This is a genomic window from Streptomyces sp. NPDC001970 (genome assembly GCF_053594115.1).
In genome coordinates, this window is record NZ_JBSFDW010000017.1 from 1 (window position 1) to 21,484 (window position 21,484).

Annotated in this window: 20 protein-coding genes; 12 read left to right on the plus strand and 8 right to left on the minus strand. The window is 72.6% G+C overall.

The window, feature by feature from the left end; genetic code table 11:
• Positions 1-133: 133 nt before the first annotated feature.
• The 4 genes from ACWCP0_RS20950 to ACWCP0_RS20965 all read left to right on the plus strand — a co-directional run bounded on the left by ACWCP0_RS20950 (position 134) and on the right by ACWCP0_RS20965 (position 4,549).
• Positions 134-1,564, plus strand: a complete 1,431-nt coding sequence (locus tag ACWCP0_RS20950; protein ID WP_451080308.1) for a sensor histidine kinase — start codon at positions 134-136, stop codon at positions 1,562-1,564.
• On the plus strand, positions 1,561-2,241 hold the full coding sequence (locus ACWCP0_RS20955; RefSeq protein ID WP_451080309.1) for a response regulator: 681 nt from the start codon (positions 1,561-1,563) through the stop codon (positions 2,239-2,241). The genes ACWCP0_RS20950 and ACWCP0_RS20955 overlap by 4 nt, the downstream gene beginning before the upstream one ends.
• Positions 2,242-2,345: 104 nt before the next feature.
• On the plus strand, positions 2,346-3,341 hold the full coding sequence (locus ACWCP0_RS20960) for an alpha/beta hydrolase (RefSeq protein ID WP_451080310.1): 996 nt from the start codon (positions 2,346-2,348) through the stop codon (positions 3,339-3,341).
• Complete coding sequence (locus ACWCP0_RS20965; RefSeq protein ID WP_451080311.1) at positions 3,338-4,549, plus strand: acyltransferase family protein; 1,212 nt, start codon at positions 3,338-3,340, stop codon at positions 4,547-4,549. Before ACWCP0_RS20960 ends, ACWCP0_RS20965 begins: the two co-directional genes overlap by 4 nt.
• A gap of 263 nt (positions 4,550-4,812) precedes the next feature.
• Here ACWCP0_RS20965 and ACWCP0_RS20970 read toward each other — a convergent pair whose 3' ends face one another.
• Positions 4,813-5,841: an aldo/keto reductase gene (locus tag ACWCP0_RS20970; protein WP_451080447.1), complete on the minus strand. Its 1,029-nt coding sequence runs from the start codon at positions 5,839-5,841 to the stop codon at positions 4,813-4,815.
• Between the two features lie 40 nt (positions 5,842-5,881).
• A complete protein-coding gene (locus tag ACWCP0_RS20975; protein WP_451080312.1) occupies positions 5,882-6,328 on the minus strand; it encodes a MerR family transcriptional regulator in 447 nt (148 codons plus the stop codon).
• Positions 6,329-6,413: 85 nt separating this feature from the next.
• Between ACWCP0_RS20975 and ACWCP0_RS20980 the strand changes: the two genes are divergently transcribed.
• Together ACWCP0_RS20980 and ACWCP0_RS20985 are read left to right on the plus strand one after the other, a co-directional pair.
• A complete protein-coding gene (locus tag ACWCP0_RS20980) occupies positions 6,414-6,878 on the plus strand; it encodes a GNAT family N-acetyltransferase (RefSeq protein ID WP_451080313.1) in 465 nt (154 codons plus the stop codon).
• 10 nt (positions 6,879-6,888) lie between these two features.
• Positions 6,889-7,710 (plus strand): serine hydrolase domain-containing protein, encoded by an 822-nt coding sequence (locus ACWCP0_RS20985; protein WP_451080314.1) that lies wholly within the window; start codon positions 6,889-6,891, stop codon positions 7,708-7,710.
• Between the two features lie 33 nt (positions 7,711-7,743).
• Here the strand turns inward: ACWCP0_RS20985 and ACWCP0_RS20990 are convergent, their stop codons facing one another.
• From ACWCP0_RS20990 to ACWCP0_RS21010, 5 genes are read right to left on the minus strand one after another with little or no spacing between them, the layout of a single operon-like run.
• Complete coding sequence (locus tag ACWCP0_RS20990) at positions 7,744-8,361, minus strand: hypothetical protein (protein ID WP_451080315.1); 618 nt, start codon at positions 8,359-8,361, stop codon at positions 7,744-7,746.
• Entirely contained in the window at positions 8,358-9,839 is a 1,482-nt protein-coding gene (locus ACWCP0_RS20995) for an ATP-binding protein (RefSeq protein WP_451080316.1), read from the minus strand. The genes ACWCP0_RS20990 and ACWCP0_RS20995 overlap by 4 nt, the downstream gene beginning before the upstream one ends.
• Positions 9,836-10,519: a response regulator gene (locus tag ACWCP0_RS21000; RefSeq protein WP_451080317.1), complete on the minus strand. Its 684-nt coding sequence runs from the start codon at positions 10,517-10,519 to the stop codon at positions 9,836-9,838. The genes ACWCP0_RS20995 and ACWCP0_RS21000 overlap by 4 nt, the downstream gene beginning before the upstream one ends.
• Positions 10,520-10,540: 21 nt before the next feature.
• A complete protein-coding gene (murJ, locus tag ACWCP0_RS21005; protein WP_451080318.1) occupies positions 10,541-12,373 on the minus strand; it encodes a murein biosynthesis integral membrane protein MurJ in 1,833 nt (610 codons plus the stop codon).
• A complete protein-coding gene (locus tag ACWCP0_RS21010; RefSeq protein WP_451080319.1) occupies positions 12,370-13,557 on the minus strand; it encodes a lipid II:glycine glycyltransferase FemX in 1,188 nt (395 codons plus the stop codon). The genes murJ and ACWCP0_RS21010 overlap by 4 nt, the downstream gene beginning before the upstream one ends.
• A 200-nt stretch (positions 13,558-13,757) precedes the next feature.
• Here ACWCP0_RS21010 and ACWCP0_RS21015 point away from each other — a divergent pair, with 200 nt between their 5' ends.
• Positions 13,758-14,942, plus strand: a complete 1,185-nt coding sequence (locus ACWCP0_RS21015; protein ID WP_451080320.1) for an Ig-like domain-containing protein — start codon at positions 13,758-13,760, stop codon at positions 14,940-14,942.
• A gap of 1 nt (position 14,943) precedes the next feature.
• On the opposite strand, the gene ACWCP0_RS21020 is transcribed toward ACWCP0_RS21015, so the two are convergent.
• On the minus strand, positions 14,944-15,600 hold the full coding sequence (locus ACWCP0_RS21020; RefSeq protein ID WP_451080321.1) for a pirin family protein: 657 nt from the start codon (positions 15,598-15,600) through the stop codon (positions 14,944-14,946).
• 698 nt (positions 15,601-16,298) lie between these two features.
• Between ACWCP0_RS21020 and ACWCP0_RS21025 the strand changes: the two genes are divergently transcribed.
• From ACWCP0_RS21025 to fabF, 5 genes are all read left to right on the plus strand, one after another.
• The gene (locus ACWCP0_RS21025) at positions 16,299-17,495 is read left to right on the plus strand and encodes a PucR family transcriptional regulator (protein WP_451080322.1); all 1,197 of its coding nucleotides are present in this window, start codon (positions 16,299-16,301) and stop codon (positions 17,493-17,495) included.
• A gap of 89 nt (positions 17,496-17,584) precedes the next feature.
• The gene (locus tag ACWCP0_RS21030; RefSeq protein WP_451080323.1) at positions 17,585-18,502 is read left to right on the plus strand and encodes an ACP S-malonyltransferase; all 918 of its coding nucleotides are present in this window, start codon (positions 17,585-17,587) and stop codon (positions 18,500-18,502) included.
• A gap of 18 nt (positions 18,503-18,520) precedes the next feature.
• On the plus strand, positions 18,521-19,522 hold the full coding sequence (locus tag ACWCP0_RS21035; protein ID WP_451080324.1) for a beta-ketoacyl-ACP synthase 3: 1,002 nt from the start codon (positions 18,521-18,523) through the stop codon (positions 19,520-19,522).
• A 95-nt stretch (positions 19,523-19,617) separates the two neighbouring features.
• Positions 19,618-19,866, plus strand: a complete 249-nt coding sequence (locus tag ACWCP0_RS21040; protein WP_351236193.1) for an acyl carrier protein — start codon at positions 19,618-19,620, stop codon at positions 19,864-19,866.
• Between the two features lie 102 nt (positions 19,867-19,968).
• Positions 19,969-21,231 carry a beta-ketoacyl-ACP synthase II gene (gene fabF / locus ACWCP0_RS21045; protein ID WP_451080325.1) on the plus strand — a complete coding sequence of 421 codons (1,263 nt, stop codon included), beginning with the start codon at positions 19,969-19,971 and terminating at the stop codon, positions 21,229-21,231.
• The last annotated feature ends 253 nt before the right edge of the window (positions 21,232-21,484 follow it).

Below are 21,484 nucleotides of genomic sequence, written 5' to 3' on the forward strand. Positions count from 1 at the left end.
CCAGGTTCTTGACCGGGGCCTGGCGGTGGGACGTACCGAGCAGGGACGTACCGGTGGCGCCCCGGTATGACATCCCGCACGACCCCGAGGTATGACGCCGCACGGCCTGCCGGCTGCCTAGGCTGAACCGGCCATGAGTACCGCGTCCCCGCCCCCCGACACCCCCCGCCAAAAGCGGCCCCCCGCCGGGAACGGCCGGGTGCGGTCCTTCTTGCGGAACGCCGCGCGTTCGGAGCGCGCGCGGCACGCCCGATCCTCCGCGCAGGCCTCCCTGCGATCGCTCGGCACCGCCCTCTCCACGCCCACGTCCCCGTCCGCGCCGCTGCTCGGGCAGGCCTCCTCACGGTGGCAGCGGTTGGTGCCGTACGCGGTCGCGGTCGCCTTCGTCGCCACGCTGCTGCCGGTCACGATCAGCGTGCTCACCCAGGACTACGGGTTGAACGGGGCCCTCGCGGGGGCGCTGGCCACGGCACAGACGGCCCCGCTGCTGCTCGCCGTGGTCCGTCCCCTGCAGGCGTGGTGGATCGTCTTCGCCGCCGATGCGCTGGGCGCCGTCGCCCTGCTGGGAGCGGACGGCACAGCGGGCAGGAGCTGGCCCTGGACGCCGATGATCGTCGTCGGCTATCTGGCGCTGATGTCGGCTCTCGGCCTGCGTGAGCCGCGCCGCACCCTGGTGGCCGTCTGGCTGGTGACCGGTGCGACCGGGTTCGCCTTCGAGCTGGTCTCGCAGAAGCACAGCGACGGCATCCATGTGCTGCTGTTCGTGCTCAGCGGCGTCGTCCTGCTGATCGCCCACACCCTGCGGACACGTGGCGACGTCCAGCGGAAGCTGGCCGAGCAGGAGACCATCAGCGAGGCCGAGCGGGCGCAGCGCACACTGCTGGAGGAGCGGGCGCGTATCGCCCGCGAGCTGCACGATGTCGTGGCCCACCACATGTCGGTGATCACGGTGCAGGCGGACTCGGCGCCGTACCGGATCAGCGGGCTGCCGGAAGCCGCCCAGGAGGAGTTCGCCACGATCGCCTCCGGCGCGCGGGAGTCGCTCGCCGAGATGCGCCGGCTGCTGGCGGTGCTGCGCAGCGACGGTACCGAGGGCGAGCGGGCGCCGCAGCCGGGGCTCGGGCGGGTGCAGCAGCTGGTCGAGGCGACGGTACGGGCAGGGGTGCCGGCCGAGCTGTCGCTCCCGACCGGGCTGGGCGACGTACCGCAGGCCGTGGACCTGTCCGCGTACCGCATCGTGCAGGAGGCGCTCGCGAACGTGGTGCGGCACGCCCCGGGCGCGCCGACGCGCGTGTCGGTGACCGCGGACGACGGGTGTCTGACGGTGCTGGTGGTCAACGGCCCTGCTGCCGAACCCGTTTCCGCGCTGGAGACCACCGGCACCGGGCACGGGCTGGTCGGGATGCGCGAGCGCGTACGGTTGACCGGCGGCAGCCTGGACACCGGTCCGCTGCCGGACGGCGGCTTCCGGGTCGCCGCACGCATGCCCCTGACGCCCCTGACGCCCCTGACGCCCGTGGCGCCCGTGACGGACTCCGGCACGACCGGGAAGGACCCCCGTTGACCATTCGCGTGATCATCGTCGACGACCAGGCCATGGTGCGCGCGGGCTTCGCCGCGCTGCTGTCCGCACAGGCGGACATCGACGTCGTCGGCGAGGCTCCGGACGGCCGGCAGGGGGTGGAGACGGCCCGTTCCACGCACCCGGACGTGGTCCTGATGGACGTACGGATGCCGGAACTCGACGGACTCGCGGCGGCCCGCGAGATCCTGTCGCCACCGCCGGGGGTCGTCCACGTACCGAAGGTGCTGATGCTGACGACCTTCGACGTCGACGACTACGTGTACGAGGCACTGCGCGCCGGCGCCTCCGGCTTCCTGCTGAAGGACGCGCCGCCCGCCGATCTGATCTCGGCGGTGCGGATCGTGGCGGCGGGCGAGGCGCTGCTCGCCCCCTCCGTGACGCGGCGGCTGATCGCCGATCTCGTCACCAGGCGCCCGGCCCGGCGCAAGGACCGGGCCTCGCTGCGCCTCAACGGCCTCACCCCGCGCGAGACCGAGGTCCTGGAGCTGATCGCCCGCGGGCTGTCCAACCAGGAGATCGCCGCCCGGCTGGTCGTCGCCGAGCAGACGGTGAAGACCCACATCGGCCGGGTCCTCGCCAAGCTCGACCTGCGCGACCGCGCGCAGGCGGTGATCTTCGCGTACGAGTCCGGCCTGGTGACCCCGGGAGACCAGTAGTACCCGGGTACCACCCGGGAGTTGGCTCCCTGGTGTGACGCTCCCTCAGGCACCGTCTTCCTACCTTCCTCCCCGCCACGCAGTCGGAGAAGGAAGAGGGGATCATGCGACGGTTCAGGAGAACTCTGGTCGCCGCGGTGCTCGCGACGACCGTCGTCGCGGGGACGGCCGGGTGGGCCTCGGGGACCGCCCGGACGCCCGTCACCGGGCCGCCGCCCGGCACCGCCGAGTGGCGGGCGGACCGCTCACTCGGGCGGGAGCTGCCCGACCCGGCGAGTGCGTCGCCGGATGACGTCGCCGCGTTCTTCGCCTCGCTGACGGTGACTCAGCGGCGGGCGCTGGTCGCACGCCACCCTCTTGTCGTCGGCAACCTCGACGGCGTCCCGGTCGCCCTGCGGTACGAGGCCAACGCCCGCACCCTGCGGAGCGACGCGGACGGCCGGCAGATCCTCGCGTACGACCCGCGCGGGCGCGGCCAGCTCGTCGAGGTGTACGGGGACCTCGACCGTGCCCGCCGTGTCGCCGTGATCGTGCCGGGCTCGGACATCGACGCGGGGACCTTCGACCGTACGAGCGCGATGGCACGCTCGCTGCACGAGGCGACCAACGGTGCCACGGCCGTGGTCGCCTGGGCCGGCTACACCACGCCCGTCGGTCTCGGGCTCGACGCCGCCACCGGTGGGCTTGCGGAAGCGGGCGCCGAGCGGCTGGTCCGGTTCACCGACGGGCTCACCGCGACCGGCGCCGCGAAGGCCGCCCTGTTCTGCCACAGTTACGGCTCCGTCGTGTGCGGCCTCGCCGCGCACGAGGCCGACGCGTCGGACATCGTCGCGTTCGGCTCCCCCGGGATGCGCGCGGACAACGTCGCGGACCTGCGCACGGATGCCCGGGTGTGGGCCGCCAAGGCACCGGCCGACTGGATCTCCAAGGTCCCGAACGTCGAGTTCGCGGGCCTCGGCCACGGAAACGACCCTGCCGCGCCGGAGTTCGGCGCCCGGTGCGTACCCGCCGCCGACGCCGAGGGCCACACCGGATACTTCGCGCCCGGGACCTCAACGCTCCGTGCCTTCGCCGCCATTGCCCGGGGTGAGGCCCGATGAGCACGCTCGCACCGCTCGCACCGCTCGTCGCGAGGATCGAGTCCTCGACCCCCGCCCACCGCGACCGTGCGATCGACGGGCTGCGCGCCCTCGCGCTGCTCGCCGTGCCGACCGGGCACTGGATGCTCGGCGGCTTCACGCTCGACGGGGACGGCGCGATCCACAACGCCAGCCCGCTGTCCGCCTACGGGTCCTTCGCACCCGTCAGCTGGGTGCTCCAGATGCTGGGGATCTTCTTCCTGGTGGGCGGCTACGCCTCCGTACTGTCCTACCGCCGCAGGCCCGGCAGCACCGCGCAGTGGCTGGGTGGCCGCGTCGCCCGGCTGGGGCGGCCGGTGTTCGGGGTGACGGCGGTGTGGGCCGGGCTGATCGCGGTGCTGTCGGCCGCGGGGGTGCCGTCCGACACCCTGCACACCGCCTCGACCCTCGTCGTCCAGCCGCTGTGGTTCGTGGGCGTGTACGTCGTCGTCACCGCCCTCACACCGGTGTGCGTGCGGGCGGCACGGAGCCTGGGCGGGTGGGCCGCGGCGCCGCTGCTGCTGTCCGTCGCCGTCGTCGACTTCCTGCGGTACGGGCCGTACGCGGAGGGCATGCCGTCCTGGCTGAGCGTGCTGAACATCCTTCCGGGCTGGCTCTTCGCGTACCAACTCGGCGTCTCCTGGGGCGAGAAGCGCATCGGGAAGCGGGGCGCGGTGCTGCTGCTGGCGGGCGGGGCAGTGCTGTTCGCGGCGCTGCTCGTCCTCTTCCACTACCCCGCGTCGATGGTCGGCGTGCCCGGTGAGGCCCGCACCAACTCCCACCCGCCGTCGCTGCTGGTCCTCGCCCTCGCCGCGGCGCAGAGCGGTGCGGCGATGCTGCTGCGCGAACGGCTGGGGCGGGTGCTGGCGCGGCCCGGTCTGTGGGCGCCGGTCGTCGTCGTCAACCTTTCGGCGATGACGATCCTGTGCTGGCACCAGACGGCGATGCTCGCGGCGGCGGTCCCGGCGTCGTACGCGGGCCCGGTGCCGGGCCTGACGACCGCGCCGGACACGGTGGTGTGGGTCCTGGCCCGACTGGCCTGGCTGCCGCTGTTCGCGGCGCTGCTGGTGCTCATCGGGCGGTACGCACGGGGTTTCGAGGCCCCCTGGACACGGGCGACCACGGCCCGCCGGGCGGTGGCGGGCGTACTCTCCGCGGGGTTCCTGGCCTTCGCGCTGGGCCTCGCGTGAGTGTCCGGAGCACCCCGCGCATCACGGTGGGCCCGTGTGTCCGTCCGTCCTCGAACGCCGGACGGGCCGGGATGACCGGGCTTGTCCGGCACCGGTCGCCTGCCGTCCCGGGGCCCCACAGGATCGGCCCCCTGAGACCGACGGCGAAACCAGCCACCGCAAACGGTCAGCGGCTCACCGCCGGTCCCGAAGAACCAAGCCTGGGAAGAACCAGCCTGGAGCGGTATCAGCCGGCACCGTGGGGGCGGAGGTGGGGGCGGAGGCTACTCGCGGGCCGTCGCAGTCGCGGACATGTCCAGGTAGCGGTGTCCCACCACCTGCCCTGCGATCGGCTCGAGCAGGGCCAGCTCCGCCTCGGTCAGCGTGATGCGGGTCGCGGCCACGTTCTCCTCGAGGCGGCTGCGCTTGCGCGTGCCCGGGATCGGGACGACCGTCACGCCGTGGACCTGGGCCCGCTGCTGGACCCATGCGAGCGCGATCTGTGCCGCCGTGGCCCCGTGGGCCGCCGCGATCTTCTTCACGGGCTCGAGGAGCGCCGCGTTCGCCGCCGCCGCGTCCCCGACCATGCGCGGCTGGTGGCGGCGGAAGTCGCCCTCCGTCAGCTCCTTGCCCGCGTCCGCGAACGCACCGGTCAGGAAGCCCCGGCCCAGCGGTGAGTACGGCACGACGCCGACGCCCAGCTCCGCCGCCGCCCCCACCGCGCTCCGCTCCACGTCGCGGCTGAAGAGTGACCACTCGGACTGGAGGGCCGCGATCGGGTGCACGGCGTGCGCCTCGCGCAGCTCCGCGCCGGTGACCTCGCTCAGCCCGAGGTGCCTGACCTTGCCCGCCGCGACGAGCTCGGCCATCGCGCCGACCGAGTCGGCGAGCGGCACCTCGGGATCGCGCCGGTGCATGTAGTAGAGATCGATGACGTCGACGCCGAGCCTGCGCAGGCTGCCCTCGACCGCCTCGCGGATGTACGCGGGGTCGTTGCGTATGCCCCGGTACTGCGGATCGTCCGTCCGTACGATCGAGAACTTCGTGGCGAGCGTGATCTCGTCCCGGTGGGCGGTCACGAAGGGCCGCAGGAACTCCTCGTTCGCGCCCCGCCCGTACACATCCGCCGTGTCGAAGAGCGTGACGCCCGCCTCCAGCGCCGCGTCGAGGGTGTCGCGGGCGGCGGCCTCGTCCGTGTCGCCGTAGAACTCGCTCATGCCCATGCAGCCGAGGCCCTGCATCCCGACCTCGGGGCCTCCCCCAGAGCCCTCGGCCCGGGAGGTTCCACCAGTGCCGAGGCGCACCTTGTCCATCTTGCCGTTCTTCTCGCTCGTCCTGTCGCTCGTCATGGGCTCAGGCCCTCTCCGACGCCCGGTGGGCGTCCGCGTAATAGCCGATCTTGTGGTCGAGCACGGCCAGCGTGTCCTGGAGCTCCGCGATTCGCGCGCGTACGTCACGGCGCGTCGCCTCCAGCAGCTCCTGCCGCTCCTCGAAGGTGTGGTCGCCCTCGCGTACGAGCTCCGCGTACCGGACCATGTCGGCGACCGGCATCCCGGTGCGCCGCAGCTTTCCGACGAAGTTCAGCCAGTCCAGGTCACGGTTGCGGAAGCGCCGCTGGCCGGTGTGGGACCGGTCGATGTGCGGCATCAGCCCGATGCGCTCGTACCAGCGCAGCGTGTGCGCGCTGAGCCCGGTCCAGGCGACGACCTCGCTGATCGTGTAGTAGTCCTGCCCCTCGGGCCGCGGATGGGCTGGGGGCGGGACATCGGTTGTCGCGGGTGTGGTCTCCAGCACCGTCATGACCTCCACGCTAGAAGGTTGGAGTGCACTCCAGGCAAGCGAAAACCTGTCCGCCTTCCGCGGTGCGGTGATTAGCCTCCCCCTCATGAGCCTCGCACGCCGCGCACGTCCCGACGACGCCGAAGAACTGGTACGTCTCCGTACCGTCATGCACGAATCGATCGCACGCCTGCGCAACCCCGACACCAGCTGGCAGCCCGACGCCGTCGCGTCGCTGCGCACGTGGCTCGCGGACCCTGACGGCAACCTCACGGCCTTCGTCGTCGACCGGCCCGGCGGACTCGCCGCCTGCGCGGTGGGCACGATCGAGTACCGGCTCGGCGGCCCCTGCAACCCCACCGGCACGACCGGCTACGTCTTCAGCGTCGCCACCGACACCGACCAGCGCCGCCGGGGCCACTCGCGCGCCTGCGTGGAAGGGCTGCTCGGCTGGTTCCGCGAGCGCGGTGTCCGCAGGGTCGACCTGCGCGCCTCCGAGGAGGGGGAGCCCCTGTACGCGTCGCTGGGCTTCGTCAGGACCCCCGATCCGGCGATGCGGCTCACCCTTTAGGGTCGTAGGCATGCAGAGTTTGGCCTTGACCGAGAACTGGCCCGTCCCGACCGCGGCCGCCGCCGTCGTCCGTGCGGACGGCACCGTCGCCGGGGCGCACGGCCCCACCGCGCACCGCTTCCCGCTGGCCTCGGTCACCAAGCCGCTCGCCGCGTACGCCGTGCTCGTCGCGTACGAGGAGGGCGCGGTGGAGCTGGACGAGCCGGCCGGGCCCGAGGGGTCCACGGTCCGGCACCTGCTCGCGCACACCAGCGGGCTCGCGTTCGACGAGCACCGCGTGACGGCCGCGCCCGGTACGCGCCGGCTGTATTCGAACGCCGGCTTCGAGGTGCTCGGCGATCACGTCGCGAAGGCGACCGACATCCCGTTCGCCGAGTATCTGCGGCAGGCCGTGCTGGAGCCGCTGGGCATGACGTCCACGACGCTCGACGGCTCGCCCGCGAAGGACGGTGTGTCGACGGTCGACGACCTGGTGAGGTTCGCGGCGGAGGTGCAGGCGCCGCGGCTGCTCGACGCGCGGACCGTGCTGGAGGCGATGTCCGTGGTCCACCCCGGGCTGTCGGGCATCCTGCCGGGGTACGGGCACCAGAAGCCCAACGACTGGGGCCTGGGCTTCGAGATCCGCGACGGCAAGTCCCCGCACTGGACGGGGGCGACGTCCTCGCCGCATACCTTCGGGCACTTCGGCCAGTCCGGCACGTTCCTGTGGATCGACCCGGAGGCGGGGGCGGCGTGTGTGGCGCTGACCGACCGGGCCTTCGGACCGTGGGCGGTCGAGGCGTGGCCCCCGTTCACGGACGCGGTCCTGGCGGAGCTGCGGAGCTCCCGCTAGGGCTCGCCTTCCGGCCGATCCGGACGACACGGCCTAGGGCAGCGAGGGCAGGGCGGTCGGGCTCGGCCGGGGACGGACACCGAGGTCGACGTCGGCGTCGCAGCCGGCCCGCTCCAGCGCTCCGTCCGTTCCTCTCAGGTGCACCGGGGTCAGCCCTTCGGCGTCCCGGGAGAACGCGATCGTGCAGACCAGCTGCCGTATCGCGAGGTCGTCGAGGCCGCCGAGCGCGATCGGCAGGGTGACCTCGACCCCGCCCTGCCCGGGCGGCATGGAGCGAACGGCGGGACTCCCCGGGCCCATCGCGGGCAGCCCGCCGGTGAGTCCGGCCGTGCGTTCCTTGCCCTGCGGGCCGCGGAACAGCCCGATGATCGCCTCGGCGGTCCGCTTCTCCCGGTTCGCGGGAACCGCCGTCCCGGCGTCAGGAGTCCCGAGGTTCCCGGGGCCATCCCCCTCCCTGTACCGGATCACGGGGGTCAGCTCCTTCTGCGAGGTGCGGAAGAACAGCACCAGGCCGTTCTGGCTGTTCGGGAAGACCTGGATCGTGGCCGGGCCGCCGGCCTCGATGACGTCGCTCTCCTGGATGCCGCAGCCGCTGAGCGCGGCCGAGGCCAGCGCGGTCAGTGCCGCCGCGGTGACGGACAGTCGTCTCATGCCGTGGCGCCCTCCGCGTACAGGGGTATCTCCACGGTGAACACCGCTCCGCCGCCCGGGGCGTTCGCGGCGCGCACCGTGCCTCCGTGCAGCCGCACGTTCTCCTGGGTGATCGCGAGTCCGAGGCCGCTGCCCGCCGAACGGGTACGCGCGGCGTCGGCCTTGTAGAAGCGGTCGAAGATGTGCGGGAGGACGTCGTCCCGGATGCCAGGGCCGCTGTCCTCGACCTCGGTGACCAGCACGTGCACACCGTCCGCGCGCGCCTCGGTGCGCAGCCGTACGGTCACGGGCGCGCCACCGTGCCGCAGGGCGTTGCCGACGAGATTGGCGACGACGATGTCGAAGCGGCGCGGGTCGAGGCGGACCCGGATGCCATCGGGCAGTTCGGCGCGGACGGCCTCGTCGTCGTCGGTCCAGTGCCGGTTCTGCAGGGTCTTGCGGATGGTCTCGGCCGCGTCCACCTCGTCGGTGTTCAGTTCGGCCGCGCGGGCGTCGAAGCGGGAGATCTCCATCAGGTCCTCGACGAGCAGGGCCAGCTTCCCGGTCTCGGCACTGATCAGCCGGACGGCACGGGCGGTGTCGAGGTCGAGGCGGCCGGCGTCCTCGTCGAGGAGCTCGGTGACGGCGAGCATGCCGGCGAGCGGGGTGCGCAGTTCGTGCGAGACGTCGGAGGCGAAGCGCCGGGCGCGCGCCTCGGCCTGCCGGAGTTCATGGACGGACCGTTCCAGCTCGCCGGCGGACTCGTTGAACGTACGGGCCAGATCGGAGAGTTCGTCGCGGCCCCGGACCTGGATACGGGTGTCGAGGCGGCCGCTGCCCATGCTCCCGGCGGCCTTGCGCAGTTCGCGGACCGGGCGCAGCACGCTGCGGGCGGCGAGCAGGGCCGGGACGAGCGCGATCGCGAGACCCGGCAGCGCGCCGTCCCTGGCGGCGGTGACCAGGGCGTCGACGTTGGCCTGCTCGTCGTTCATCCGCATCACGGCGTACAGGACGAGTCCGGTGGACAGCACGCCGTTGGCGCCGACCTTGAACACGGTGGGCATGCCGATGGTGAGGTAGGGGACGCCGTCCTTGACGACCCGTTCGAAACTCCCGTTGGGCTGCCGGTGGGCGGCGCGGCGCAGCTCGGGGGTGATCACGGTGGAGGTGGGGCTGGTGCCCGACGAGACCCGTACCGCGCCGTACTCGGCGAAGACGACCCACGGGTGCGGCTTGCCCTTCCTCGCGATGTCGCGCAGTGCCTCCTGGAGCGGCGCCCCGTCCTCCACGGGCAGCTGGACACCGAGCTGCTGGACCTGCTCGCGGAACGACGAGACCGCGGTGTCCTGGGCGGAGACGAGGACGGCGTTGCGCGCCTCGCGGTAGGTGAGGGCGGCCGTGGTCCCGGCGCTGACAGCGGCGACCAGCAGGAACGCGAGGACGAGGCGGGTGCGCAGCCCGAACGCGGCGATGCGCCCCCGGCCGCCGCGGCCGTTCACAGCGGTCCGAAGCGATAGCCGAAGCCCCGCAGGGTCTGGATGTAGCGGGGACACCCGGCCTCGTCCTCGATCTTGTTGCGCAGGCGCCGTACGCACGCGTCGACCAGCCGTGCGTCGGCGTGGTAGCTGTGCTCCCAGACGTGCTCCAGCAACTGCTGTCTGCTGAACACCTGCTCGGGGGCGGCGGAGAGGTGGAGCAGCAGCTTCAGCTCGGAGGGCGCGAGCGCGAGGCGCCGGCCGGACTTGGCGACGGTGAGTCCGGCGCGGTCGATGGCCAGATCACCGTGGAACTCGACGGCGGGCCGGCCGGCCGCGGGATCCTCGATGCGGCGCAGCACGGCGCGGATCCGGGCCTCGATGACTTCGGTCCGGGCCGGTTTGACGATGTAGTCGTCGGCGCCCGCCTCCAGCCCGACGACGACGTCGAAGTCGTCGCCGCGCGCGGTGAGCATGATGATCGGCAACTGGCTGTCCTCGCGCACCCGCCGGCAGACCTGGACGCCGTTCATCCCGGGCAGCATCAGGTCCAGCAGCACCAGATCGGGCCGGAACTCGCCGAGCGCGGCGAGCCCCGCCTCACCGGTGGCGGCGGACCGTACGTCGTGGCCCCTGCGGCGCAGGCCGAGTTCGACCCCTTCGCGTACGGACGGGTCGTCTTCGATGAGGAGCACACGGGGCATGGGTGCAGTCTCCTGGAGGTGTCAGCGCCGGGTCAGTCGCCGGCGGACGCCGGACAGCAGCGCATCGAGTTCGGTGAGCCGCAGCGGGCGGGCGAGGAGCGCGAAGGTCAGCGCGACGACCAGCGCACCGGCCGCCGTGGCCGCGGCGGCGCCCGCCGGGGCGGCGCCACGTGCCGCGAGGTGGCCGAGTACGGCGGCCGGGACGGAGGCGAGCAGCAGCCGGGCGTGGGCGCCGGCGGCGGCCGAGCGCCACAGCCGCGTGCTGCGGCCGCCCGCCGGCGACCGCAGCCGGCGGTTGAGGACGTACGCCGTGACGGCCCACCCCGCGCACAGCGCCAGCGAGTACGCCCCGGCCATCCCCGTCACCGCCCAGCGGGCCGGGAGCAGCAGGTACGCGGTCGTGGACAGGCCCGCGTTCAGGCCCGCGATCACCAGGTTGAGCAGGAAGGGCGTGCGGGTGTCGGAGAGTGCGTAGAAGGTGCGGGAGAGGACGTACTGGCCGGACAGGGCGATCAGCCCGGGCGCGAAGGCCATCAGGATGCCCGCCATCGCGGCCGTGGCGGCGGTGTCGGTTTTGCCGTACCCGAAGACGAGGGCCATCACCGGCTGTGCGAGGGCGAGCAGCGCGCACGCCGCCGGGACGACGGCCGTTGCGCTGCTGCGCAGGGCGCCCGAGACATCGCGGCGTACGCGCTGCGTGTCGCCGTCGGCCGCGGCCGCGCTCATCCGCGGCATCAGTGCGGTGACGAGCGAAACCGTCACGATGCCGTGCGGTACGGCCCACACCAGATGGGCGTTGTTGTAGGCGGCGAACCCGGGGCCGTCGTCCAGGCCCGCGGAGGTCGCCAGCCGCGTCGTGACCCAGTAAGCGGCCTGGTTGGTGAGGACCAGCAGCACCAGCCACCCGGCCGACCGCAGCGGCCGGGTCAGCCCGCTGCCGCGCCAGTCGAAGCGGGGCCGCCAGCGGAAGCGGGCCGCGCGCAGGGCGGGCACGAGGGCGAGCGCCTGGACGGCGATGCCGGCGGTGGTGCCCCAGCCGAGGAGCGCGGTCTCGCCGGGGGTGAGCGTTCCTCCGTCGCTCGTGGCCAGGTACAGCCCGAACACGGCGATGACGACGACATTGTTGAGGACGGGCGTCCACATCATCGCCCCGAACCGGCCGCGCGCGTTGAGCACTTGTCCGAGCAGCGTGAACAGCCCGAGGAAGAAGATCTGCGGCAGGCAGTAGCGGGCGAAGGCGACCGTCATGGACGCCCGCGAGCCCGTGTAGTCGGTGTACGCGCCGACGATCGCGGGCGCCGCCCACACCGCGGCCGCGGTGATCGCCAGCAGGGCGAGGACGCAGACGGTGAGCAGCCGGTCGGTGAAGGCGGCGCCGCCGTCCTCGTGCTCCTTGGCCGCCTTGACCAGTTCGGGCACGAACACGGCGTTCAGGGCGCCGCCGATGAGCAGCATGTAGACGATCGTGGGGACGGAGTTGCCGACCGCGTACCCGTCGGCGACCGGCCCGATGCTGCCGAGCGCCGCCGCGACCACGGCGGACCGTACGAACCCGGTGGCGCGGGAGACGATCGATCCGGCAGCCATGACGGCGCTGCTGCGCAGCGCGGACGCGCGCGGCGGGGCAGCCGGTGCGGCCGCGGCCGTCCGCGGGTGCGGGGATGCCGGTGCGGGGTCGTCCGCGCGGGTCGGCGGTGCGGCGGTCCCGGAGCCGGCGGGCGGGCCGGGCCGGGCGGGCCACGCCCCGTCGCTCACGGGACCGCGGCCGTCGGCGGGCCGGCGCGCGGCGGGGACACCGGTGCGCCCGGCAGCGGTGGGTCCGGCGCTCGCGGCCCCGTCCGGCGTCGCGCTCATCGGCGGGCCAGGTACGCCTGGAAGGCGCGGTACAGCGTGTGGTTGGCGGTCCCGCCCAACGGCCTCTCCCATTCGCCCAGCGTCTCGACGACCTGACCTCCGGTGCCGAGCTTCCAGCGCAGTAGCCCGAATACACGTTCGTCGGGGTCGAGTGTGGAGGGTACCCCGCGCATGTCGTACAGGTCGGCGCCGAGCGCGTGGGCGTCGAGCAGCATGCGCCACTGCAGGGCGTTGGACGGGCGGACCTCGCGACGGTGGTCGGCGGATGCGCCGGTCTGGTACCAGACCCGCCGGCCCACCGTGACCATGGTGTGGGCGGCGAGGATCTCGCCCTCGTGGCGGGCGAGGTACAGCTTCATCCGGCCGGGCTCCTCGGCGTTGAGTGCCGCGTACTGGCGCTCGTAGTACGGGAGCGAGCGGCCGAGCCGGAAGCCGTCGCGCTCCTCGGTGATCCGCAGCAGCCGGTAGAACTCGGGGAGTTCGGCCGCGCTGCCGACGACGACCTCGACGCCCGCTTTCTGGGCCCGGCGCACATTGCGCCGCCACTCCTGGTTGAGCCCGGACCACAGGTCGTCGGCGGTGCGTCCGGCGACCGGCACCTGGAAGACGTGGCGGGGCTGGGCGTCCCCGTCGCTGCCCTCTCCGCATCTGCGCCAGCCGCGCGCCCGCAGCCGCTCCGCGACCGCGGTGCCGAGCGGGTCGACCTCGCTGGCGAGGACGTCGGTCAGGCGCCGGCCGGGTCCGGTGAGCGACTTGAGGCGGTCGGCGTTCCAGCGGCGGTACGCGGGCGAGGGGCCGATGCGTACGGCGAAGGCGCCCGCGGCCCGCAGATGGTGCAGCAGCGGTGTGAGCCAGCGGTCGACGTCCGGGTCCGTCCAGTCGGCGACGGGCCCCTCGGGGAGGTACGCGAAGTATTTGCGGGTGCCGGGGAACTGCCGCAGCAGCACGAGCGCGACACCGGACAGCCGCCCGGTCTCCGGCTCCGGACCCCAGCCGAGCAGGTGTGCGCGCCAGCCCTCCTTGACCTGCGCCCAGGACGGGCACTGCAGGAAACCGGCGCCGAGGGCCGCGCCCGCAGGGGAGGCCAGGAAGGCCCGGTAGGCCTCGGGGGTGAGGGGTGCCAGGCGGGTTTCCCGGCCGTGGTCCTGGTGGCCGCGGTCGGCCGGCACGAGCAGTGCTGACACAGTGTGAGCCCTTCTTCCGCCCCGTGCGGTCGCGGGGAGGCCGAGGATGCTCACAGCCCTGTTCGACCGTCCCGCGCGGCGAATGTGACCGGACCATGACCGTTCCGCTGCAGTCGCCGTCATATCGCCGACGGGCCGCTCACCTGCGTCTTCTCCGTCCTACAGTCGCGGCAACTCCCCTACTTCGTCGGAGGTTTCCGTTGCACCGGATACGTGTGCGCATAGCCGCGGCAGCGGTCCTGCTGGCCCCGCTCGCGGCCTGTTCGGCCGGCGCCCCCGCGCGCACGGACGCGAAGGCGGCCGAGGACCGCCCCGCGGCCGTCCCCGTCACCGTCTCCGTCACCCCGCACGGGCATCGGGCGAAGCCGGGAGTGCCGGTCACGGTCACCGCGGCGGGCGGCAGTCTCACCTCGGTGAAGGTCACCGACGCCGAGGGCCGCCCGTTCACCGGCAAGGTCTCGCCGGACGGCAGGACCTGGACCTCTTTCCGCAAGGCGGCGCCCGGCACCGCGTACACGGTCACGGCCGCGACCCGCACCGAGGACGGCAAGGCCGGCACGGCCGAGGCGTCCCTCGCCACCGCCGAGGCGGACAGGGTCAACAAGGTCGACTGGCGCCCTGGCACCGGCACGACCGTCGGCATCGCCCAGCCGGTGTCCCTCGTCTTCGACCATCCGGTCAAGAACAAGGCCGAGGTCGAGAAGCAGCTCAGGGTCACCACCTCGAACAACACCGAGGGGTCGTGGGGCTGGATGCAGGACTGGTCCGGCAAGGACCGCGTGGACTGGCGGCCGAGGACGTACTGGCAGCCGGGCACCCGCGTCACCCTGCACGCGGAGCTCGACGGCACCGATTCGGGCGCGGGCGGCGGCTGGTTCGTCCGCGACTACACGACGACGTTCGCCGTCGGCGCCCGACAGGTCGTCAAGGTCGACCTCGACCGCCACCAGCTCACGCTGGAGCGCGACGGCACGGCGGTACGGAAGATCCCCGTCTCCGGTGGCACGCCCGGCGGGGACAAGCGCTCCTGGCGGGGCACGGCCGTGCTGATGGCCAAGGAGGGCACGATCAACATGAACTCCGAGACGGTCGGCCTCGGTGACGCCTACGACAAGATGGTCGACCACTCGATGCGGCTGACGTGGTCCGGGATGTACGCCCATGCCGCGCCGTGGAACGCCAAGTACTTCGGCAAGGCGAACCGCAGTTCGGGCTGCATCGGCATGAGCGACGCGGACGCGGCGTGGTTCTACGGGCAGGTGCGGCCCGGAGACCCGTTCGAGATCAAGGGCGCGGACACGAAGGGCACGGTGGCGCCGGGGAACGGCTTCGGCGAGTGGAATCTGTCGTGGGAGGAGTGGCAGGCCAGGAGCGCCCTGCGCTGACTCAGCCCGACAGCTCCCAGACGAGCACCTCGGCGGCCACGGCGGCGGCCAGTTCGAGACCCTCCGCGTCCGTGATCCGCGCGGCGTCCCCGGGTCCGAGGTCGTCGCCCGCGAGCCGCACCACGCCGCGTACGACGTGCACGTACACGAAGGGCGCGTCCGGAACGGCGGTCCGCTCGTCCGTCGCGAGCCGCCGTACGTGCAGCAGCGCCCCGGCCTCCGGGAGCGCGTAGGGCGTCGCGTCGGCGATCCCGCGCACGATCTCATACGCCGGCTCGCCGCCCGGGTCCTTGGGCGCGAGCCACATCTGCACGAACGTCAGGGGTACGTGGCCGTCGTTGCGCTCGATGTGCCGCACCCCGCCCGCCGAGCTCAACCGCTGCACGTCCCCGGGCCGTACGACGGTGGCGTGCCCGGCCGAGTCCCGGTGCGTGAGCTCGCCCTCCACGACCCAGGTCACGATCTCGGTGTGGCTGTGCGGATGCTCGTCGAACCCGGCGCCGGACGCGAGGCGCTCCTCGTTGCAGGCGAGGATCGCGCCGAAGCGCAGATTGTCCGGATCGTAGAACCGCCCGAACGAAAAGGCGTGCAGCGACTCGATACCGGCGCCCTCGTCCCCACCCCGGTAGCGCCCTCCGGCGCGCCATACGGAAATCACGCCTCTACGGTAGAGGCCCGGTGCGGGTCTCCTGTTCGCCCGCCCGGACACCCGGCCCCACCGGACAGTCCCGGGCACACCCGGGGCCCCGGCGCCTGCGGCGGGCCTCCCTCTCCGCCCCGCCCCTTCCCGAACCGGGGGCAAGCCCCCGGACCCCGTTCGAGGCTTCGCCCCGGACCCTTTTCCCTGAGCGAGAACCGGGTCGGACCGGGTTTCGGCGCCCCGCCCCGGAGCTCTGCCCCTACGCCCCTCGGGCGTGGGTACGGGACTCCCCGCCTCGTTCGTCGGCGGGGAGCGTATTCAGCTTCAGCCCGCCCGACGCTCAAGAACGGACACCCGGCTGCCCACCCGGAACCGGACCACACCCCAAGCCCGTCCGGCGTTTGAGGACGGACACCCGGGCCGCGCGCCAGGTACCGGCCACGCCCCGGGCCCCGACGCCCTCCGCGGGTCGCGATCGACGGCGGGGCTCGATCTCAGCCCGCCCGACGCTCGAGGACGGACACCCCCCGGCTGCCCACCCGGAACCGGACCACACCCCAAGCCCGTCCGGAGTTCGAGGACGGACACCCCCGGCTGCCCACTCGGTCCCGGTCGCCCGGGAGCGCACCCGCAGGATGCCTCGAGCCGGGGTGCGGGGCGGAGCCCCGGGACCCCGGCACTCCGCGCGCCCGTCCTGATAAGGCACTCTTGTCCCCGTGCCCCATCCCGAACCGGCTCTGCCCGCGAACGCCGCCCACCCGCACTCCGCGACCCTGAAGCGTCTGGAGCAGTCGTCCGGGCGCCTGGCCGCGCACGCCATCGCCCGCATGGACGAGACGCTGTCGTGGTACCGGGCGATGCCCCCGGAGAACCGGTCGTGGATCGGTCTGGTCGCCCAGGCCGGTATCGCCGCGTTCACCGAGTGGTTCCGGCACCCCGAGACCCCGCAGGCGATCTCGACCGACGTCTTCGGCACGGCGCCGCGCGAGCTGACGCGCGCGATCACGCTCCGCCAGACCGTGGAGATGGTGCGGACCACCATCGAGGTCATGGAGTCGGCGATCGAGGAGGTCGCCGCGCCAGGCGACGAGTGGATCCTGCGCGAGGCGCTGCTCGTGTACGCCCGGGAGATCGCCTTCGCGACCGCGCAGGTGTACGCGCAGGCCGCCGAGGCCCGCGGCGCCTGGGACGCCCGGCTCGAGTCGCTCGTCGTGAACGCGGTGCTGTCGGGCGAGGCCGACGAGGGCGCCGTCAGCAGGGCCGCGGCGCTCGGCTGGAATTCGCCCGAGCATGTGTGCGTCGTGCTGGGCACCGCCCCCGACGGGGACAGCGAGCTCACCGTGGAGGCCATCCGCCGCGCGGCCCGGCACGCCAAACTGCAGGTTCTGACCGGCGTGCTGGGCGACCGGCTCGTCGTCATCGCGGGCGGCAACGACAATCCGCTCCAGGTGGCCAAGGCCCTGATCGGCCCGTACGCAGCGGGCCCGGTCGTCGCCGGACCCGTCGTGCCCGATCTGCTGGCGGCGACGCGCTCCGCGCAGGCCGCGGCCGCCGGGCTGAAGGCGTGTGCCGCCTGGCAGGATGCTCCGCGGCCGGTTCTGGCCGACGATCTGCTGCCGGAACGCGCCATCGCGGGCGACCCTGCGGCCCGCGAGCAGCTGGTGGAGGAGATCTACAGACCGCTGGAGGAAGCCGGCTCGGCGCTGCTGGAAACCCTCAGTGTCTATCTGGAGCAGGCCAGCAGTCTCGAAGGCGCGGCCCGGATGCTGTTCGTCCATCCCAACACCGTTCGCTACCGGCTTCGACGTGTGACTGATGTCACCGGCTGGTCACCCTCCGATGTCCGCTCCGCGTTCACTCTTCGGATCGCACTCATCCTCGGGCGTCTGGTAGACGGCGATCCGCAGTCCTAGTCTTTTGTCGGACACCAACAATTCCCCTGACGGTTCTTGGTCCCTGTCCCCACGGGCGGCCCGGACCGTCCACAAGAGAGAGTGTGAGGGTGCTCGTACTCGTCGCTCCCGGCCAAGGCGCTCAGACGCCCGGCTTCCTGACCCCCTGGCTCGAACTCCCCGGTGCCGAAGGCCGCATCGCGGCCTGGTCCGACGCCATCGGACTGGACCTCGCCCACTACGGCACGAAGGCCGACGCGGACGAGATCCGCGACACCGCCGTGGCGCAGCCGCTGCTCGTGGCCGCCGGTCTGCTGTCGGCGTCCGCGCTCGGTGACGTCACGCCCGGCGCCGTCGCCGGCCACAGCGTCGGTGAGATCACGGCCGCTGCGTTCGCCGGTGTCTTCCACGACACCGCGGCGCTGGGCTTCGTACGGACACGTGGACAGGCGATGGCCGAGGCCGCGGCCGTCACGAAGACCGGTATGTCGGCGCTGCTCGGCGGCGCCCCGGACGTGACGGTGCCGCACCTGGAGAAGCTGGGGCTGACCCCGGCGAACGTCAACGGCGCGGGCCAGATCGTCGCCGCCGGCACCATGGAGCAGCTCGCCGCGCTGGAGGCGGACAAGCCCGAGGGTGTGCGGCGTGTCGTGGCCCTTCAGGTCGCCGGCGCGTTCCACACGCACCACATGGCACCCGCCGTGGACAGGCTCGACGAGGCCGCGAAGGCCCTCACCGTGGCCGACCCCAAGGTGCCGTACGTCTCCAACAAGGACGGCCGCACCGTCGCCACCGGCGCCGAGGTGGTCTCCCGGCTCGTGGGCCAGGTCGCGAACCCGGTCCGCTGGGACCTGTGCATGGAGACGTTCAAGGAGCTGGGCGTCACCGCCCTCCTGGAGGTCTGCCCCGGCGGCACCCTCACCGGTCTCGCCAAGCGTGCCCTGCCGGGCGTCGCCACGCTCGCGCTGAAGACCCCCGACGACCTCGACGCGGCCCGCGCGCTCGTCGCCGAGCACACAGCAGCCTGACGAAGGAGCCCGTACCGCATGTCGAAGATCAAGCCCAGCCAGGGCGCCCCGTACGCACGCATCATGGGTGTCGGCGGCTACCGTCCCACCCGGGTCGTGCCGAACGAGGTGATCCTCGAGACGATCGACTCCTCCGACGAGTGGATCCGTTCCCGCTCGGGCATCGCGACCCGCCACTGGGCCTCCGACGAGGAGACCGTGGCGGCGATGTCCGTCGAGGCGGCGGGCAAGGCCATCGCCGATGCCGGGATCACCCCGGAGCAGATCGGTGGCGTGATCGTCTCCACCGTGTCGCACTTCAAGCAGACCCCTGCCGTCGCCACCGAGATCGCGGACCAGATCGGCGCGGTCAAGCCGGCCGCGTTCGACATCTCCGCTGGCTGCGCGGGCTTCGGTTACGGCCTGACCCTGGCCAAGGGCATGGTCGTGGAGGGCTCGGCGGAGTACGTCCTGGTCATCGGCGTCGAGCGGCTCAGCGACCTGACCGACCTGGAGGACCGCGCCACGGCCTTCCTGTTCGGTGACGGCGCGGGCGCGGTCGTCGTCGGCCCCTCGACGGAGCCGAGGATCGGCCCGACCGTCTGGGGTTCCGAGGGCGACAAGTCGGAGACCATCAAGCAGACCGTGCCGTGGTCGGACTACCGCAACGGCACCGTCGAGCGGTTCCCCGCCATCACGCAGGAGGGCCAGGCGGTGTTCCGCTGGGCCGTCTTCGAGATGGCGAAGGTCGCCCAGCAGGCGCTGGACGTGGCCGGGATCACCCCCGACGACCTGGACGTCTTCATTCCGCACCAGGCGAACATGCGGATCATCGACTCGATGGTGAAGACTCTGAAGCTGCCGGAGCACGTGACGGTCGCCCGTGACGTGGAGACCACCGGCAACACCTCGGCCGCCTCGATTCCGCTCGCGATGGAGCGGCTTCTGGCGACCGGACAGGCGAAGAGCGGCGACACCGCGCTCGTCATCGGCTTCGGGGCGGGTCTCGTCTACGCCGCAACGGTCGTTACCCTCCCCTAGGCAGCATCCGGATCTTCCGGTCACCGGTTCCCGGTCCTCCGGTCCCCCGGACAACGCCCAGATCAACCCTCTGCTAAACACCGAAGGAGCGCCACATGGCCGCCACTCAGGAAGAGATCGTCGAAGGTCTCGCCGAGATCGTGAACGAGATCGCCGGTATCCCGGCGGAGGACGTCCAGCTGGACAAGTCCTTCACCGACGACCTGGACGTCGACTCGCTGTCCATGGTCGAGGTCGTCGTCGCCGCCGAAGAGCGCTTCGACGTCAAGATCCCGGACGAGGACGTCAAGAACCTCAAGACCGTCGGCGACGCCGCCGACTACATCCTGAAGCACCAGGCCTGATCCAGGCCGACTCAGGACTGATTCAGGACTGATTCCGGTACGCCACCCAGCGGTGGCGCCGCTGATTCACGAACCCTCATAGACCGTGGAGAAAGAATTCCTGTGAGCTCGACCAATCGCACCGTGGTCGTCACCGGTATCGGCGCAACCACACCGCTGGGTGGCGACTCCGCATCGACCTGGGAAGGTCTGATCGCGGGACGCTCCGGCGTCAAGCCCCTCGAAGGCGAGAGCTTCGCCGAACTGCCCGTCCGTATCGCCGCCCCGGCGGCGGTGGACCCGGGTGAGGTCCTGCCCCGGCCGCTCGCGCGCAAGCTGGACCGCTCGGCCCAGTTCGCGCTGATCGCCGCGCGCGAGGCATGGGCCGACGCGGGCTACACCGCCCCCGCCGGCGAGGACGACAAGATCACCCCCGAGCGGCTCGGCGCGGTCATCGCCTCCGGCATCGGCGGTGTGACCACCCTGCTCGACCAGTACGACGTGCTGAAGGAGAAGGGCGTACGCCGCGTCTCCCCGCACACCGTGCCGATGCTGATGCCCAACGGCCCCTCCGCGAACGTCGGCCTGGAGGTGAACGCCCGGGCGGGCGTGCACACTCCGGTGTCCGCGTGCGCTTCGGGCGCCGAGGCGATCGGCTACGCCGTCGAGATGATCCGTACCGGCCGCGCCGATGTCGTGGTCGCGGGCGGCACCGAGGCGGCGATCCACCCGCTGCCGGTCGCGGCGTTCGCGAACATGATGGCGATGTCGAAGAACAACGACGAGCCCGAGAAGGCCTCGCGTCCGTACGACAAGGCCCGTGACGGCTTCGTCCTCGGCGAGGGTGCCGGTGTCGTCGTCCTGGAGTCGGCCGAGCACGCCGCCGCGCGCGGCGCGAGGGTCTACTGCGAGGTGCTGGGCCAGGGTCTGTCCGCGGACAGCCACCACATCGCGCAGCCCGAGCCGACGGGCCGCGGCATCGCGGCCGCGCTGCAGAACCTGCTGGACTCGACGGACCTCAAGCCGTCCGAGGTCGTCCACCTCAACGCCCATGCGACGTCCACTCCTCAGGGTGACGTGGCCGAGATCAAGGCGCTGCGCTCGGTGCTGGGCGACGACCTGGACCATGTGGCGGTCTCGGCGACCAAGTCGATGACGGGTCACCTCCTGGGCGGCGCGGGCGGCATCGAGACCGTCGCGACGGTCCTGGCGCTGCACCACCGTGTCGCACCGCCGACGATCAACATCGACGACCTCGACGAGACGGTCGACGCGGACATCGTCCGCGACGAGCCGCGCAAGCTGCCCGACGGCACGATCGCGGCGATCAACAACTCGTTCGGATTCGGCGGCCACAACGTGGTGCTGGCGTTCCGTACCGTCTGAGCCCGCCGCACAGCCGGCACAACCGCCGGCCGACAGGCTGAAACCCGAGGCCCCCGCCGGAGTGTCTGGGCGGGGGCCTCGGCGTGTCGGGGGCCGTGGTCGGCGCAGGGCGAAGACCGCCGGCTCCCCGCCCGTCGACCCGTGGTCGACGACGACATGGCCACCCGTGCCGGGGATCAGGATCAGCTCGGGCCTGATCGAGAGGCCCGCGCCGCCGTCGCCCGGATCGACCTTCCCACGTACTCGATCCGGC